This is a genomic window from Pseudomonas sp. AB39(2026) (assembly GCF_059831485.1).
Window position 1 is genome coordinate 61290 of the sequence record NZ_CP195212.1, and the last position, 18052, is coordinate 79341.

Consider the following 18052-nt stretch of genomic DNA (forward strand, 5'->3'; position numbering starts at 1 on the left):
AAACCCTCTCCGAAAAAACCGCCCGCTGTCCTTAAATTTTTGCCCTGCAACTCGTCCCCCTTGGCATATCCCGCTTTCTTGCCGGCCGGGGGCCGGATCACTATGGCCACACACCACATGCACCCCTTCGCAGCACCCACGACCGTCGCATTCTCAGGTGCCGAGCACGCCAGCTTGCCGGTTCACGCCCTTATCCAGCAGCGCGCCCAGGCCCACCCCCAGGCGCTGGCCGTCAGTGACGGCAGCACCCGGCTGACATTTGCCGAGCTGGACCAGAGGGCCTGCGAGCTGGCCGCAGGCCTTCAGCGCCGGGGTGCTGGCCCTGAAACCCTGGTCGGGGTCAGCGTGGCGCGCTCCACGGACCTGTTCGTGGCCCTGCTGGCCGTGCTCAAGGCGGGCGCTGCTTTCGTGCCGCTGGACCGTACCTACCCGGTGGAGCGCTTGCGTTACATGGTCGAGGATGCCGGCATTGCGGTCTGGCTTATGGGGCAGGGCGTCGAACCGCTGGACGGTTTCGACCGCGCCAACGTGATCGTCATGGGCCAGGCCATGGCAGCCTTTGCCGAACCCCTGGCACCGGCAGCCGTGCACCCTCAGCAGTTGGCCTACCTGAGCTACACCTCCGGCTCCACTGGGGCACCCAAGGGCGTTGCCGTGGAGCATGGGCCGCTGGCGATGCATTGCCAAGCCATCGTGGAGCGCTACGGTGTACGGGAAGGTGATGTGGTACTGCACTTCGCCTCGGTAAATTTCGACGGCGCCCATGAAGGCTGGTTGGCGCCTTTGATCGCGGGCGCGGCCATCGTGGTCACCGGTGACGCCCTCTGGGACCCGGAGCAGACGGTAGCCACCCTGCAGCGCGAAGCGGTCACCATCGCCGCGTTCCCGCCGGCCTACCTGCGCACGCTGGCCCACTGGTGCGCCGACCACCAGGTACGCCTCCCCGGGGTGCGCTCCTGGACCACCGGTGGCGAGGCCATGTCTCGCCAGGCCTGTGCCGTGATCCAGGCAGCACTGGCGCCACAGCGCCTGGTCAACGGCTATGGCCCTACCGAAACCGTTATCACGCCGTTGCTCTGGACCAGCGATGACCCTACCGAATTGGGCGACCTGGCCTGGCTGCCGATCGGTACGCCGGTGGGCGCGCGCCATGTGGCGCTGCAGCCGCTGGAGGCAGACGGCCCTGCTGACGAGGGTGAACTGCTCATTGGTGGCTATGGGCTGGCGCGGGGCTATCATCGCCGACCGGCGCTGACCGCCGAGCGTTTCCTTCCAGACCCAGACGGGCCGCCCGGGGCCCGGCGCTACCACACGGGTGACCGGGTGCGGCGGCTGAGTGACGGCGCTTATGCTTATCTGGGCCGCACCGATGACCAGCTCAAACTGCGCGGCCTGCGTATCGAACCGGGAGAAATCGAACGCTGCCTGCTGGACAGCCCAGGGGTACGTGAAGCTGCCGTGGTGCTGTGCCAGACCCAAGCCGGGCCTCAACTGGTGGGCTTCTTCAGTGCCGAAGGCGGCCACGACCGCATCGATGCCCTGCGCCAGGCGTTGGAGCACCGGCTGCCAGCCCATATGGTGCCTACGCACCTGGTGGCCCTAGAAGCACTGCCGCGCCTGCCCAATGGCAAGCTCGACCGCGGGCAACTGACGGCCCCCCGTGCGCACCGCCCTGCCTGGCGAGCGCCCCAAGGGCACGTAGCGCAGACACTGGCCGCCATCTGGGAGGCACAACTGCACGTGATCGACGTGGGCCTGGACGACCACTTTTTCGAATTGGGCGGCAACTCGCTGATTGCGGCTAGCGTTCAAGCCCAGGTGCGCGAGCGCCTGCACCCCGATTTTCGCCTGGCGCTGCTGTTTGAAGCCCCGCGCCTGGCCGACCTGGCCGAGCTGATCGAGCGCGACGCCCAGGCCGCCGAGCACGACGAAGCCCAGGCCTTGAGCCTTCTTGAAGCCATGCTGGACCTGGCAGAGGAGCACAACAATGTCGTCGCCCGATAAAGTCGCCCTGGCCCGCCGGCTCGCGGCCCTTCCTGAAACCACCAAGGCGCGCCTGCTGCCAACCCTGGCCAGCCAGGGCGTGGACTTCAGCCGCCTGCCCATTGTCCCGGCCCCTGCGCGTGAGCACTGGCCCTTGTCGTTCCAGCAGCAACGGCTCTGGTTCGTGTCACGCCTGGGCGGCGCCGAAGCCGCCCTGCACATCAGCGGCCTGCTCCGGCTGGAAGGGGCGCTGGACCGGGTACGCCTCCAGGCCAGCCTTGATGCCTTGGTGGCGCGCCATTCCGCCCTGCGTACCCACTTTGGCGAAGACGCGCACGGCGTACCCTGGCAGGCCGTGGCTGACCTGGCCAGCGTGCCCATGGCCTTTACCGACTTCACCGGCCAGCCAGCGGCTACCCGCGAAGCGGCCGCCCTGGCCTTGGCACAACAGCAAGCCAACCGCCCGTTCGACCTGGCCACGGCGCCCTTGATTCGCTTGCATTTGATCGCCCTGGACACCACCCACCACTGGCTGGCGCTAACCCAGCACCACCTGATTTCCGATGGCTGGTCTGGCGAGTTGCTGCTGCGCGAACTCTGCGCTCATTACGAGGCGGGCACCGGCGTACCTGAGCCGGAACAGCCGCTCAAACCGCTGGTGATCGGCTATCACGACTATGCCGCTTGGCAGCGGGACCTGGCCGCCACCGGCCTGTTCCAGGAGCAACTTACGTACTGGCGCCAGCAACTGGGTAGCGATAAAGGCGCCGCTGGCGCGCAGGCCAGCCTTGCCCTGCCCACGGACCATACCCGTAGTGCAGCCCAGAGCTTTGCTGGCGAGCGCCTGCGGCTGTCCCTGTCCCCAGAGGTGTCTCAAGGCTTGCGGGCGCTGGCCCGGTCCCGTAGCACTAGCCTGTTCAACCTGTTGCTGGCGGTGCTGCATTGCACCTTGGCCCGGTTGGGCGGTAACCCAGATGTGCGGATTGGGGTGCCCAGTGCCAACCGGGCGCGTGAGGAAGTCGCGCCAGTGGTGGGCTTTTTCGTCAACACCCTGGTGATTCGCGCCAAGGCCGCGCCAACGGCCACGTTCTCTGAGGTGCTCGACGCCTTGGAGCAGGCCATGCTGGGCGCCCACGCTCACCAGGACGTGCCGTTCGAGCAATTGGTCGAGGCGCTTGAACCTGAGCGTAGCCTGGCCGCCAACCCGTTGTTCCAGGTCAAGTTCACGCAGCAAATGCCCTTGCTTACCCAAACCCTTGCCAGCGGCCTGCGCGTTACCCCGCTGGCCCTGGATGATGCCGCCACCCGCTTTGACTTGGGCCTGGACGTCACCGACTGGCCTGACGGCATCGAGGCGGTGTTTACCTACGCCACCGCGTTGTTCGAGCGGCAGACCATCGAGCAGGTATCCAGCACCTTCGCCGCCTTCGCCGAGCAAACCGTTCGCGCCCCCGACCAGCCCGTCGCCGCGCTGACCTTGCCCGGTGCCCGACCGGCTGCCTGCGGGGTGGCCCGCCCGTGGCCGCACCACACCTTACTGAGCCTGTGGCACCAGCACGTGACCGCCGACCCTACCGCACTGGCCGTGTTCAGCAATACAGGCGGTGCGGTGAACCGGCAGGAACTGGACCAGGCCAGCGAACGCATCGCCGCGCACCTGCGCAGCCTCGGTGCAGGCGCCGAAACCCGTGTGGCCCTGTGCGCGTCATCGTCACCGGCCTTTGTCATGGGCTTGCTGGGCGTACTCAAGGCCGGTGCGGCCTATGTGCCGCTCGACCCCGCCACGCCAGCCGCACGCCTGGCAGACATACGCCAGGATTGTGGTGCAGTGATAGCCCTGGGCCATGGTGCAGGCGTAAGCGCCCTGCAGGGGGCGGGCTGGGAGGTGATCATGCTCAGCGGTAACGTGACGCAGCCTCTGGCAGGCGTGGACGCGACCCCGCTCGCGCCCGACCCAACGCCCGTGTTCCCAGACCAAGCGGCCTACCTGATCTATACCTCCGGCTCCACCGGCAAGCCCAAGGCCGTAGTGGTCAGCCATATGGCCCTGGCCGACTACACCCAAGGCATCATCGAGCAGTTCGGCTGGCGACCCTCGCTGCGCATGGCCCTGGTGTCCACCGTGGCAGCAGACCTGGGCCATACGGTGCTGTTCGGGGCGCTAGGTAGCGGCGCATCGCTGTACCTGCCGGGCCCAGATTGTGCGTTCGACGCCTCGCGGCTGGGCGACTTCATGCAGCGCCACTGTATCGACGTGTTGAAAATGGTACCCAGCCACCTGGCGGCCCTGCTCCAGGGGGAGGCGCCTGAGGCAGTGCTACCCCGTTATGCGTTGGTGACTGGCGGCGAGGCACTGGTTCCAGCCCTGGCCGCTGAGGTGGCGCGGCTTGCGCCGGCATGCAAGGTGTTCAACCACTATGGCCCGACGGAAACCACGGTTGGCGTGCTGGCCTGCCAGGTCAGCGGGCAGGGCGCCGACATTCCCCTGGGCCTGCCCTTGCCTAATGCCCGTGTACAGGTACTGGACGAACAGTTGCGCCCGGTACCTGCCGGGGTGGCCGGTGAACTGTACCTGGGTGGCCCCGGCGTAGCTCGGGGGTACCTGGACCGGCCAGGGCTGACGGCCGAACGCTTTGTGCCAGACCCCCACCTGCCAGGCCAGCGGCTGTACCGCAGCGGCGACCGGGGCCGCTGGAACGCCGATGGCACGGTGCAGTTCCTCGGGCGCATAGACGAGCAGGTCAAAATCCGTGGCTACCGTGTAGAACCGCGCGAAGTCAGCGCGCTGCTGCGCCAGCACCCCGAGGTGGCCCAGGCCGAAGTGATCGCGGCGTTGCGCGAGGATGGCGCCACCCAGCTGCTGGCCTATGTGGTGTGCCGTACATTGGCGGCCGACACGGCTGGCCTACGGGCCTGGCTGGCCGAGCGCGTACCCGATTACATGGTGCCTGCTCAGGTTGTGCAACTGGCCAACCTGCCGCTGACCGCCAATGGCAAACTCGACCGGCAACAGCTGCCAGCGGCCAGCCCCGTGGTGCCTCAGGCCGGCGATGAACCGCCCCAGGGCGATGTGGAGTGCCTGCTGGCCGACATCTGGCAGCAGGTACTGCGTCAGGACTACATTGGCCGCCATGCCAACTTCTTTGACCTGGGCGGCGACTCTATCCTCAGCCTGCAGATCATTGGCCGCGCCCGCCGTGCCGGGTACAAGCTCACGCCGCGGCAGGTGTTCGAGCAGGCCACCCTGGCCCAGCTGGCCCAAGTGGCCAAGCCCTTGAAAGCTGCTCCCACGCCGTCAGCTGCCCCCGTGCATGCTGCCACGCCTGCCCAGGCGCGCTTCCTGCGCCTGGCACTGGCGCACCCGGCCCACTGGAACCAGTCCGTGTTGCTCACCTGCCAGCAGCCGATTGCGGCTGAGCACCTGCGCACTGCGCTGAGCACCTTGGTGGCCCGACACCCCAGCTTGCGCCTGCACACCACGGCCACGGGCCTGGTAGTGCGTGACACCGTACCGGCCGACCTGTTACAGGTCACTTCGGTAACCGATACACAGGCGTTTGCGGACTTGTGTGAGCAGACACAGCGCAGCCTGGACCTGGCTACTGGCCAACTGGTAAAGGCCCTATATGCGCCAGCCCTGGCCGATGGGCCACAGCTGCTGCTGGTCATCCACCACCTGGCCGTGGACGGCATGAGCTGGCGCGTGCTGATTGACGAATTACAGCAGCAGTGCCAGCACCTGGCGGCCAACGAACCTGTGTCACTGGCTGCACCTGGCCCGAGCGCACAGGCTTGGGCCGGGCGCTGGCAGCAGGCGCTGGCCACGGGTGCGCTGGCCGAGGCGTTAACGGCCTGGCAAGCACATACCAAAGGGCTGCAGCCCTGGCCCCTGGCTGGCTTAGCGAGTACCCAAGCAGCTTCACATAACGGCACCGGCTACTGGCACAGCCAGCTGAGCCGCCGCGATACCGAGGCCTTGCTGGCCCTGACCGGCACCCAGCGCCGCTTGCACATCGACGACCTGTTACTCACCGCGTTTGCCCAAGCGCTCGCCCAAGTGGAAGGCGTTGCCCAGGCCCGCCTGTGGGTGGACATGGAAGGCCATGGCCGTGACCCGCTGGCGGGCGATGACAGTGACCTGGCCACCAGCGTGGGGTGGTTCACCAGCCTGTACCCCGTGGCCGTAGAAGCGGGCCCCGAGCTACGCCATGTACTGGATACCAACCGCCAGCAGCGCCTGGCGGTGCCAGACCAGGGCGTCAGCTACGGGCTGCTGCGCGAGCTGGGCACGGCAGCGCAGCAGGCCGCTTTGGGCCAGATCGCCTCGCCGAACCTGCGCTTCAATTACCTCGGCGTGCTGGATGCAGGCTTCGCCCAGCAGGCCTTGTTTGGCTTGGGTGACGGCCCGCGGGGCGCCGAACGGGACCCCCAGGCACCGCCCACCCATACGCTGGCCCTGGACGCCCACGTGCAAGGTGGGCAGTTGCACCTGGCGTGGGGGTTTGATCCCCACCAGTGTTCGGCAGCCGGTGTACAAGGGCTGGCCCAAGCCTTCGAACAGGCGGTGGGGCAGTTGATCTCACTGTGTACATCCACGGCCTTCGCGACCTTGGCGGCGCTGGACTTCCCCCTGGCCCACCTAAGTACGGCCCAGTTAGCGGCGCTGGACATCGCCCCAGTCCGCCTGGAGGACCTGTACCCCTTGTCGCCAATGCAGCGCGGCATGCTGTTCGAAGCGCGCTATGCGCCAGAGCAAGGGCGCTACCTGAACCAGTTGGCCCTGACCCTTCACCACCTGGATGTGCCCCGCTTTGCGGCGGCTTGGGCTGCCACCGTGGCACGCCACCCGGTGCTGCGTACGGCCATCGTGGCCGGTGGACCGGGCGAGGCGCCCTTGCAATGGGTGGACCGCCGGGCACACCTGGCCATTGAACAGCACGACCTGAGCACGATCCAGGCCGTTGATGAACGGCTGGAGGCACTGACCCGGGAGCAACGGCTGACGCCGTTCGACCTGTCCCGCCCCCCCTTAATGCGTGCAGCCCTGGTACGCCTGCCAGGTGACCGCTACCGCTTCCTCTGGACCCGGCATCACCTGTTGATGGATGGCTGGAGCAGCGCGGCCGTGCTGGCCGAGGTGCTTGAGCGTTATCAGACACCCGACGCACCCGGCCTGCAGGCCGCCGTGCCACGCTACCGAGCGTACATCGGCTGGCTGCTGAGCCAGCCAGGGGTCATGGACGGTGACATCGATCCCCAGGCCAAGGCCTTCTGGCAGCCTCGTGTCAACGCCGCTGCCGAGCCCACTTTGCTGGCAGCCGCGTTGCCGGCGCCCGTTACGGCGCCCGTTACGGCGCCCGTTACGGCACCGGCCTGCGAGGCGCACCATGGGTTCATCGACACCCAGTGGGGCGCCGAGGAGACTGCACGGCTTGAGCGCTTTGCCCGGAACCACCGGCTCACCCTCAATACGCTGGTGCAAGGCGCCTTGCTGGTGGTGTTGCAGCGTTGCACGGGGCAACCTACGGTAATGCTGGGTACCACAGTGGCCGGGCGGCCCGCCGCGCTGGCCGACGCACAGCAGATGGTCGGCTTGTTCATCAATACGCTGCCGCTGGCCAGTACACCATCTCCCGCCTTGGCGCCGGTCCCTTGGCTGCAAGCGTTGCAGGCTGAAAACCTGGCCATGCGTGAGCATGAGCACGTGCCACTCTCCGCCCTGCAGCGGCTGCGCGCTGGCGGTGGCCCGCTGTTCGATACCTTGCTGGTGTTCGAGAACTACCCCTTGGACACGGCGCCCGCAGCGGCCATAGCCGACCCGCGGGCTCTGGACTACAGCGACGTGGCCATTGCTGAAACCACCGGGTATCCGTTGACCTGTGTGGCCACGTTGCAACCCGCGCTGAACCTGCGCCTGGCGTTCGATACCCAGCTTTTCGAGACCTTCGGGGTCGAGCACCTGGCCAGCCAGGTACGCCAGGTGCTGGGCGCATTGACCGATGAAGGCACTCAACGCCTGGGCGACATCAGCCTGCTGGACCGTGCCAGCCAGGCCCGGTTCGAGCACAACAGCCAAGGCCCGGCGCTCGCTAGCCCTACAGAAAGCGTGGCGCTGCGGGTGGCACGCCAGGCCGGGCATACGCCTACCGCTACCGCCGTGCGCTGCGCGGGAACGGCCTTGGATTACGCCACGCTGTTGCAACGCAGCCACGGCCTGGCTGAGCAACTGCGAACTCATGGCATCGGTGCCAAAGACCGTGTGGCCATTGCCCTGGCCCGCGGGGTGGAACTGCCGATGGCCATGCTGGCGGTGTGGCAGGTTGGCGCGGCCTACGTGCCCATCGACCCTGAGTACCCCTTGGACCGGATTGCCTACGTGCTGGAAGATGCAGGCGTGGGCGCGGTGATCGCCGACGCCGAAGGCCATGCCCGGCTGCCCGCGCTGCCAGGGGTCGCGCAGGTTACGCCAGGCACCTCATTGGCAGCGGTGCAGCCCTTCGAGCCTGCCATATTGCACCCTGAGCAGGCCGCTTATGTCATCTACACCTCCGGGTCTACGGGTCGGCCCAAGGGGGTGGTGGTCACCCAAGGCGCGCTGGCCAACTTTATCGAGGCCATGCGCCAGTCACCCGGCCTGCGCCCCCACGAAAGCCTGCTGGCGGTCACGTCCCTGTCGTTCGACATTGCCGTGCTGGAGCTGATGCTACCGCTGGTGGCAGGCGCTGAGGTGGTGATCGCACGGCACCTAGAAGCCCGTGACGCGGCATTTCTTTCTGCATCCTTGGACGTGGCCCAGCCAGGCGCTAGCAGCGTCATGCAGGCCACACCGGCCACCTGGCGCCTGTTGCTTGAGGCCGGTTGGCAACCTCGGCCAGGCCTGCGCATGTTCTGCGGCGGTGAAGCCCTGCCGGCGGACCTGGCCAAGGCGTTGCTTCACCCCGGCGCCGAACTGTGGAACCTCTATGGGCCCACCGAAGCCACAGTCTGGACCAGTGCGGCCCTCATCACCCAGGTGGCGCCCATCAACCAGAGCATTGGCCGGCCCATTGGCAACACCACCTTGTACGTCCTGGACGATGCGCTGCAGCCATCGCCCACCCATGTGGCCGGTGAGCTGTACATCGGTGGCGCAGGCCTGGCGAGCGGTTATCACCGTCGGCCTGGGCTGAGCGCGGAGCGTTTCGTGCCAGACCCCTTCGCGGCACGCCACACACCGGGCGCGCGGATGTACCGCAGTGGTGACCTGGTGCGCTGGCGCAGCGATGGGACCCTAGAATACCTCAGCCGCCTGGACCAGCAGGTCAAGGTGCGTGGGTTCCGCATCGAACTGGGCGAGATCGAAGCCGTGCTGTGCGAGCACCCGCAGGTGCGCCAGGCAGCTGTGGTGGCCCGAGAAGGGGCAGGGGGCGTACGCCTACTGGCTTATGCCTGCCCGTTAGCAGGGGTAACGCTGGACATTCCGGCGCTGCGCAACCTGCTGGCCAGCCGGCTGCCAAGCTATATGCAGCCTGCTCATATCCAAGCCTTGAACGACATGCCTCTGACCCCGAACGGAAAGCTGGACCGCCATGCCCTCCCGGAGCCGGCACTTGAACCTGCAACCCCGCCGGCCCCTTTGACGCCCCTTGAGCAGCGCATGGTGGCGGTGTGGGCGCCTTTGCTAGGCGTTACCCAAGTAGGACCGGACGATGACTTCTTCGCGCTCGGCGGGCATTCGCTGTTGGCCACACGGCTGATCGGAGCAGTCGCGCAGGCCTTTGAAGTGGAAGTAGCCCTCAGGGCCGTGTTCGAAGCGCCCACGCTGCGGGGGTTCACCGCCCATGTGCATACCCTGACCCAGGCGGTTTCCGACCTGGATGCCATGGACGCGCTGCTGGACGAATTCGCCTTGGAGTAAAGGCGATACAAAAGGGGGGATGCGAATGAATTCGATTGCACTTGATAACAATTCGTATTTAAATCCCCCGCCATTGCCTCGGGGTCTCGTTTTCAGCAGCGCCGGCAACACGCAGTCGAACTACCTTAGGCGCCGGTCGAGCGCCCTGGAACATTGGGGGAACAAGGGACATGAAAGCAGGGTTTCAACGCAACACGCTGGCGGTAATGATGGGCGTAGGCCTGGGTGCTGCACCTGTATGGGCCGCCACAGCACCACCTGCAACAAGCGAGGCCCAGAGCAGCGGTGTGACGCTTCCCATGATCAACGTTCAGGATCAGCAGGTGCAGGAGCGCGCCGATGGTCCGGTCCCTGGCTTCGTAGCCCGCCAGGCCGGTGCCGCCACCAAGACCGATACCCCCATCAAGGAAACCCCCCAATCGATCTCGGTTATCGGCCGCGAGCAGCTCGATGACCGCAACGTGGTAGACCTGAACCAGGCCCTGCACTACACCGCCGGGGTCAACACCTCCTACAGCAACGACACCCGCAACGATGCCTTTACCATTCGCGGGTTCAGCAGCGACTTCTTCTACCTGGACGGCACCCGCCTGCCGGCGGTGCCAGGCCGCGCTCTGGACCAGTTCCGTGTAGACCCGTACCAGCTGGAGCGCATCGAGGTGCTCAAGGGGCCGGCCTCGGTGCTGTACGGCCAGGGCGAGCCAGGCGGTGTGGTGAACATGGTGTCCAAGATGCCTACGGACTACACCCGTGGCCAGATTGACGCCCAGGCCGGCAGCCATGACCGCTACCAGTTGGGCGTGGACCTGTCTGGGCCGGTGGCCGACAACGACAACCTGCTGTACCGGGTGATCGCCCAGCAGACCACCAGCCGCAACGAAGTGGGCTCGGTGCACGGCACCCGTACGCTGCTGGCACCCTCGCTGACCCTGCGCCTGAGCGAGGCCACGTCCCTAACGGTGATGGCCAGCTACTTGCGCGACAACACCATGGACTCCAACAACTTCCTGCCGTACTACGGTTCGGTGCACCGTACCGACCGCGGCCAGCGTATCCCCACCAGCCTGGCCACCAGCAACCCCAGCTACGAGAACTACGACAAAACCCAGTATTCCCTGGCCTACCTGCTCAAGCATGACTTCAACGAAGACTGGTCCTTCCGACAGAACTTCCGCTATTCCCATGTGGACCTGGACAACCAGGCGCTGTTTGGCTATGCGCTGAGCGCTGACCAGCAGACCATCCAGCGCGCGGCCATGAACCTGGGTTCGAGCTTCAACAACATCGACTTCGACAACCAGGTGGAAGGCCACTTCGCCACCGGCGAGGTGGACCATACGTTGCTGGTAGGGCTGAACGTCACCAACCAGAACTTCTACGACAGCGAGGGGTACGACTACGGCTACGCCCTCGACCTGTACAACCCCACCGCGTTGCATGACCGCATCAGCAAGCCGGACTACAACGACACCCAGACCCACCAGGTGCAGACCCAGACCGGCCTGTACCTGCAAGACCAGATGAAACTGGACAAGTGGGTGCTGGTGGTCAGCGGGCGCCAGGACTGGGTGGATACCACGAACGAGGACAACCTCAACGATACCCGCCACGACACCAGCGACCAGGCGTTCAGCGGCCGGGTAGGGTTGATGTACCAGTTCGATTCGGGCATCTCCCCTTATGTCAGCTACTCCACCTCCTTCCAACCGGTGCTGGGCACCGATGCCAACGGCAGCGCGTTCGTCCCGCTCAAGTCCAAGCAATGGGAAGCCGGTATCAAGTACCAGCCGCCCGGCCTGAATGCGACTTTCTCGGCAGCCGCTTTCGACCTGCGTCAAGACAATGCCCTGACCGACGCCGCCGACCCCAGCGTCATCGGCAGTGTGCAGAACGGCCAGGTGCGCAGCCGCGGTGTGGAGCTGGAAGCCACGGCCGAACTGACCCGCAACCTCAAGTTGCTGGCGGCCTACACCTTGCAGAATGTGGAAGTGACCAAGGGCGGGCCCGCGGACGCCACCGTGGGCAACGCCCCGGCCGCCACGCCGCGTCATCTGGGTTCGCTGTGGCTGGATTACACCCTGCACGATGGCCCGCTCTCGGGCCTGGGCTTCGGTGCGGGTGCGCAATACGTAGGCTCAAGTTATGCTAATAGCACCAACACCCTGAAAGTGGATTCCTTCGCCGTGGTCGACGCTGCCGTTCACTACACTTTGCCAGACTGGCGCTTCGTGCTGTCAGCCAATAACCTGCTCGACAAGCAGTTCGTGGCCCGCTGCGGCAGCCCCACCCGCTGCCAGTATGGGGACCGCCAGGAGCTGCTGTTGTCCGCCACCCGTTCGTGGTGAACCCCGCCCCGCCCACACCGGTATTGAAGGCAGAAGGGCTCAGCGTACAGCTGGGCCAGCGACCGGTGCTGCACAACCTGTCCGTGGCGTTCCAGGCGGGTTCCATTACCGCCCTGTGCGGGCCTAATGGCTGTGGCAAAAGTACCTTGCTGCGTACCCTCGGTGGGCTGCTCAAGCCCGCCGCTGGGGAGGTATGGCTGGACGGCCAGCCCTTGCACACATTCGCGGTGCGCGAGCGTGCGCGGCGCCTGGCCATGCTGGCCCAGAACCCCCTGGTGCCTGAAGGCATGCAGGTGCAAGAGCTGGTGGCCACGGGGCGCTATTGCCATACCGGTATTGCCGCGCGGCCCGGCCCCGAAGACCGCGCCGCCATCGAAGCCGCCATCGAGCGCACACATTTGCAAGGCCTGCGCACACGCGACCTCAGTCAGTTGTCGGGGGGAGAGCGCCAGCGTGCCTTTATCGCCATGGCCCTGGCCCAAGGGGCCAAGGTGCTGCTGCTGGACGAACCCACCACCTTCCTGGACATTCACCATCAGGTGGACGTGTTGCGGTTGATTCGCGACCTGGCCCAGGACATCGGCCTGACCGTGGTGTGGGTGCTGCACGACCTCAACCAGGCTGCCGCTTTCAGCGATGAGATGATCCTGATGAAGGCGGGCGCCTTGCAGGCCCGCGGTGCACCCGAGGCCATCCTGCAGCCTGTTGTGCTGGAACCGGTATTCGACACCCCCATGCACCGCATCGACGCCGATGGCGAACTGGTGTGCCTGCCCCGGATGCGGCTGTGAGCCGGGGCGTGGAGAGTCGCCGGGTTGGCGTCACGCCGGTCCGCGCCTGGTTGGCAGTGGGCCTGTTGGCACTGCCGGCCCTGTTGCTGTGGAACAGCGTAGGGGCCTTCGGCAGTGCGCCGTTTGGCACGCTGGTTACCCCTGATTCACCCGCCTGGCTGCTGTGGATGGACCTTCACCTGCCGCGCGCCCTGGCCGGATTGCTGGCCGGGTTGGCGTTTGGGCTGGCCGGGGCCCTGCTGCAAACGGTCACCCATAACCCGCTGGCGTCTAGCGACTTGCTGGGCGTGACCACCGGCGCCCAACTGGGCCTGGTCGCCACCTTCATCTGGAGCAGCCTGCCCCTGGCCCCCACGCTGTTCGTAGGGGGTTTGCTGGCGGCGGGCCTGACCTTTGCCGTCGCCGGTGGCTGGCGAGCCTCACCCTTGCGCATGACCCTGGCCGGTGCTGCCACCGCCCTGGCACTGAACGCGTTGCTTATGCTGGTGCTGACCGTCAGCGACGATTCAGCCGTCAGCCTGGTGCAATGGAGCACCGGCTCGTTGCAGCAGGTGGGCACTGAGGGCGTCACGCTGGCTTGGCTGCTGGCGTTGCCCGCCGTGCTGGTGGTGCTGTGGCTAGTGCCAGGCCTGAACCTCATTCGCCTGGGCGACGAGCAGGCCAGCTTGCTGGGGCTGCGCCCGGCGGTGGTGCGCGCAGCCTGTGTGCTGCTGGCCACCTGGCTCACGGCGCTGGCCATCGGCCGGGCCGGACCGGTGGGCTTTATTGGGCTGATCGCCCCCAACCTGCTACGCCTTTCTGGCGTTCACCGGCCGTCCCGATTGATTCCCTTGTCCGGGCTATGGGGCGCTGTGCTGCTGCTGGTGGCCGATGCGGTGGTGATCGCCGCGGGGGATGACGGCCTGTTGCCGCTGGGCGTCATGACCGCGTTGATTGGTACTCCAGTGCTGCTGCTAATTCTGCGTCGTACCCTGGCACCCACTACCGCACGGCTGTCCATGGCCCCTGCGCAGGTGCAGCGCCGCCATGCCCGGCCCAGCCGCTTGTTTTTGGCCCTAGGCGCGGGGCTGCTGGCCGTGGTGCTGGTCACGGCCAGCCATGGCTCCAGTGGCACTACGCTACTGTCCTTGATGCAGGGCAGTGTGCAGGGTGACGCCCAGGCATTGCAGGTGCTCGGCCTGCGCCTGCCCCGCGTGTTGATCGCCATGCTGGGGGGCGCCTTGTTGGCCGCCAGCGGCATGCTGTTGCAGGGCATGACCCGCAACCCGTTGGCAGGCCCGGAAATGTTTGGCAGCACGGCGGCTGCCAGCCTGGTAGTGCTGCTGATGCTGCTATGGGTACCGGCGGCCAGCGACCTGATGGCCTGGTGGGGGGTGCCATTGGCCTGGGCGGCCTCGGCGGGGGTATTGGGCGTGGTGGTAGGGCTCAATTGGCGCAGTGGGCTGGAGCCCATGCGGGTCACCCTTACGGGCCTGGCCTGCGCTGCGCTGCTGGCCGCCGCGCTGAACCTGGTGCTGCTGCAATTCCATGTGCACATCACCCAGGCGCTGAGCTGGATGGTGGGCAGCACCTACGGCCAAGGCTGGGGCACACTGCTGTCCATTCTGCCCTGGGCGGTGGTCAGCCTGCCCCTGGCCTGGCGTGCCGGGCGCTGGCTGGAACTGCTGGCCTTGGGCGATGCCAGCGCCGCCTCGCTCGGGTTGAACGTGGCTCAAGCCCGGTTGGCCCTGCTGGCCGTCGCCAGCCTGATGACCGCCGCTGCCGTGGCGGGTACCGGGCCGGTGGCGTTTGCTGGGCTGATCGCGCCCCATGCAGCGCGCCGTCTGGGCCTGCAAGGGCAACGCCAGCAGATAGGCGCGGCCATGCTGATCGGGGCCTTGCTGCTAGGCCTGGCCGATTGTGTAGGGCGCGTAGCCTTCGCCCCCCGAGACCTGCCCTTAGGTATCATCACCGCCGCCATTGGCGCGCCGTATTTTCTCTGGCTACTGGCACGCAGTTACCTGCGCAAGGCACCCTGATGGACTTTCCCACCCTGCTGGCCCGGCCTGCCTTGGCCGAGCTGCGCGCCTACTGCACCTTCCAGGACGACGGCCGCCGCCGCGTCGGTGGCCAGGTGTTGCTCGACCCGCAGGCCTTGGCACTGGAACTGGCCTGCAGCGCCGAGCTGGACCATCAGGCCGGTGAGCGTACGGTCAGCACCGCCGCGGCGTTGTCGGCGTTTACCCAGGTGCCTCCAGGTCGCAACCTGCACAGCCGGGCCTATGCATCCGAGTGGTCGATCTACCTGGCGGGCACGTTGTTGTATCTGGTGGCTGTGCCGGCGTTGCTGGTGCGGGCCGTGCCGAACCTGTCCCTGGCCAGCCTGCGTTTCGATCCCCAGGGTTACCCCAAGCAGGTGCTGCTGGCGCCTACCCTGGTGGCGGCCAGCGATGTGCGCAGCCGCTACGGCGCGTTACTGGAGGAGGTGTTTCCAGCCATGGTAGAGGGGATTTACCAGGCCAGTGGTGTGAGCCGTGACATCCTCTGGGTGAACGTAGCCTCGCGTATCGATACGGTCTTCCTGGCCCTGGCCGAGCACCTGCCCAGCCTGGCCGAGGCGGCCCTGGCAGAACGAGCGCAACTGCTGGAAGCGCCGCTCAGCCTTGATGGGCTGTCGCCCAACCCTTACCGCAATGCGTTTCTCTTTCACCAGGACGTACACCCGCTGGCACCTCAACCCCTGCGCGTACGGCGCAACTGCTGCCTGCGTTATGCCTTCGAAGATCATTTCAAATACTGCACCACCTGTCCCTTGCTAAAAAAACGGCCCATGGCCGAGCGCCAGGCCCACTTCGAACGGCTGACCGATCACGATCACGACCATGACCATGACCATGACCATGAGGCTCCGCACCATGAGCCGTGAGGTGGACCGTACCCGCCGGCTGCTGCTTGGCGCCGCCCTGGCCTTGCCGTTGGCAGGGTGTTGGGGTGGTGCGCCCAAGGTCTTGCACACGCCCTTGGGCCAGCGCTCGCTCAGCCTGCCCACCCAGGCCCAGCGGGTGGTGTGCCTAGAGTTCGTGTTCACCGAAGCGGTGCTCAGCCTGGGCCTTACGCCTGTAGGCGTGGCCGACCCTGACGTGTATCGGCGCTGGGTGGGTATCGAGGCCCAACGGCTGGAGCAGGTGGTCTCTGTGGGCACGCGCCAGCAACCGGACCTGGAAGCCATTGCCGCCCTGCAACCGGACCTGATCATTGGCTATGCCCAACGCCATAGCCGCATCGCTGACCAATTGGCAACCATCGCCCCCACGCTGGTCTACGACCTGGAGCCGGCGCCGGGGCAGGGCGATGCCCTTACGCGGCTGCGTGCGGTCTGCGATGACCTGGCTACCTATGTGGCTGCCAACCTCGCTGCTGAGGTGTTGGCCCGCCGCCTGGACGACGCCTTGGTAAGTACACATGCCCAAGTGGAACACCTGCAACTGGCCGGGCGCCCAACCGCATTGCTCAACCCGCTCACCGACGACGGCAGCTTCTGGGGGTTCGACCGCCGCAGCTCCGTGGGCGCGTTACTGGACAAGGTCGGCCTGAGCAATGCCTGGGCGACCACGTCCGAACGGCAAATGGGTGTGCGCTTGTCCATGGATGCCTTGTTCGCCCATCCGGACTGGTTGCTGCTGCTGATCGACCGCCCTGATCGGCCCCTGTATCAGCAGCGTTTGTGGCAGGAAGTGCCTGCGGTAAAGGCCGGCCGGGTCGGCTTTTTACCTCGGGATACCTGGACTTTCGGTGGCCTTACGGCCATGACCACCTTTGCCGAGCGTGTTGGGCAGGCGTTACCGGGCTTGCGATAGTTCGGTGAAGGCCCTGTAGGGGCAGGCGGTTTACCGCGCTCGCTCGCCACACAGCGTGTAACGCTATTGACGATCATGCAGAGCAGTGGAGCGGGTACCTTTCCGGGGTCAACCAGGAAGGGTGTTCAATGCAGCGCTATCACAGTAAACGTCTACGGGCTGGGCGGTGGTCCGAAGTGGGTAGGGTCTACCTGATCACCACGGCAACCCTAGGCCGTATGCCCTTGTTCGATCGCTGGCAAACCGGCCTCCCTGTGGTGCAGGCTTTTGTCAACAACAGGACAATGGCAAGGCAGACAGCATCGCCTGGGTCGTGATGCCCGATCATATTCACTGGTTGGCCAGGCTTACGTCCGGGTGTCTCGAACAGTTGGTCGGTCAAGTGAAATTGCACGCGGCACTGTCGTTCAATCAACAGACAGGCAGGTCTGGCCCCCTTTGGCAAAAAGGCTTCCACGACAGGGCCATGCGCCGAGAAGATGACCTCAAGGCCGCCGCCCGTTACATCATCTACAACCCGGTCAGGGCCGGGCTTGTGCAAACCCCTGGGGACTATTGCCTATGGGATGCCATGTGGCTATGAAGCCCATGCTGGCTAGGCACAGGTGTTCGGCCTGTTCACAAAGCTGGCGCCGACCCCCTGTGGGAGTTCGCGCAGCGCGGGCGCAGCGCGGGCGCAGCGCGGGCGCAGCGGACGAACCGGACACCCGGCCACACCGCCGTGGCCCTGTTCCCGGTCTCCGCCTTCGGCTACGCCCGGTCCCACAGCAACCAAATCCGGCGCCGACCCCCTCTGTGGGAGTTCGCGCAGCGCGGGCGCAGCGCGGGCGCAGCGGACGAACCGGACACCCGGCCACACCTCAATGGCCCTGTTCCCGGTCTACGCCTTCGGCTACGCCCGGTCCAACAGCAACCAAATCCGGCGCCGCCCCCCTCTGTGGGAGTTCGCGCAGCGCGGGCGCAGCGCGGGCGCAGCGGACGAACCGGACACCCGGCGACACCTCAATGGCCCCGTTCCCGGTCTCCGCCTTTGGCTACGCCCGGTCCCACAGCAGCCAAATCCGGCGCCGCGACCCCCTGTGGGAGTTCGCGTAGCGCGGGCGCAGCGCGGGCGTAGCGGACGAACTGGCCACCATCGGCTACACCCAGTCCCATAGCAAGCAGCGAGTAGCTTCGAACCTGGGCGCTTTTTATTACTGA

The 18052-nt window shown here is 66.4% G+C and carries 7 protein-coding genes and 1 pseudogene; all 8 read left to right on the forward strand.

Annotation, left to right across the window (positions count from 1 at the left end; genetic code table 11):
* Positions 1 to 102: 102 nt before the first annotated feature.
* The 8 genes and pseudogenes from ACSAMW_RS00280 to ACSAMW_RS00315 all read left to right on the forward strand — a co-directional run bounded on the left by ACSAMW_RS00280 (position 103) and on the right by ACSAMW_RS00315 (position 17435).
* A complete protein-coding gene (locus ACSAMW_RS00280) occupies positions 103 to 2004 on the forward strand; it encodes an amino acid adenylation domain-containing protein (protein ID WP_500592130.1) in 1902 nt (633 codons plus the stop codon).
* Positions 1988 to 9880 (forward strand): amino acid adenylation domain-containing protein, encoded by a 7893-nt coding sequence (locus tag ACSAMW_RS00285; RefSeq protein ID WP_500592131.1) that lies wholly within the window; start codon positions 1988 to 1990, stop codon positions 9878 to 9880. The genes ACSAMW_RS00280 and ACSAMW_RS00285 overlap by 17 nt, the downstream gene beginning before the upstream one ends.
* A gap of 170 nt (positions 9881 to 10050) precedes the next feature.
* The gene (locus tag ACSAMW_RS00290) at positions 10051 to 12225 is read left to right on the forward strand and encodes a TonB-dependent siderophore receptor (RefSeq protein WP_500592132.1); all 2175 of its coding nucleotides are present in this window, start codon (positions 10051 to 10053) and stop codon (positions 12223 to 12225) included.
* Positions 12222 to 13016, forward strand: a complete 795-nt coding sequence (locus ACSAMW_RS00295; protein WP_500592133.1) for an ABC transporter ATP-binding protein — start codon at positions 12222 to 12224, stop codon at positions 13014 to 13016. The genes ACSAMW_RS00290 and ACSAMW_RS00295 overlap by 4 nt, the downstream gene beginning before the upstream one ends.
* A complete protein-coding gene (locus tag ACSAMW_RS00300; protein WP_500592134.1) occupies positions 12992 to 15034 on the forward strand; it encodes an iron ABC transporter permease in 2043 nt (680 codons plus the stop codon). The genes ACSAMW_RS00295 and ACSAMW_RS00300 overlap by 25 nt, the downstream gene beginning before the upstream one ends.
* Positions 15034 to 15921 carry a (2Fe-2S)-binding protein gene (locus tag ACSAMW_RS00305; RefSeq protein ID WP_500592135.1) on the forward strand — a complete coding sequence of 296 codons (888 nt, stop codon included), beginning with the start codon at positions 15034 to 15036 and terminating at the stop codon, positions 15919 to 15921. Before ACSAMW_RS00300 ends, ACSAMW_RS00305 begins: the two co-directional genes overlap by 1 nt.
* Complete coding sequence (locus ACSAMW_RS00310; RefSeq protein WP_500592136.1) at positions 15890 to 16852, forward strand: ABC transporter substrate-binding protein; 963 nt, start codon at positions 15890 to 15892, stop codon at positions 16850 to 16852. The genes ACSAMW_RS00305 and ACSAMW_RS00310 overlap by 32 nt, the downstream gene beginning before the upstream one ends.
* A 128-nt stretch (positions 16853 to 16980) precedes the next feature.
* Positions 16981 to 17435 (forward strand): annotated as a pseudogene (locus ACSAMW_RS00315) (REP-associated tyrosine transposase).
* The last annotated feature ends 617 nt before the right edge of the window (positions 17436 to 18052 follow it).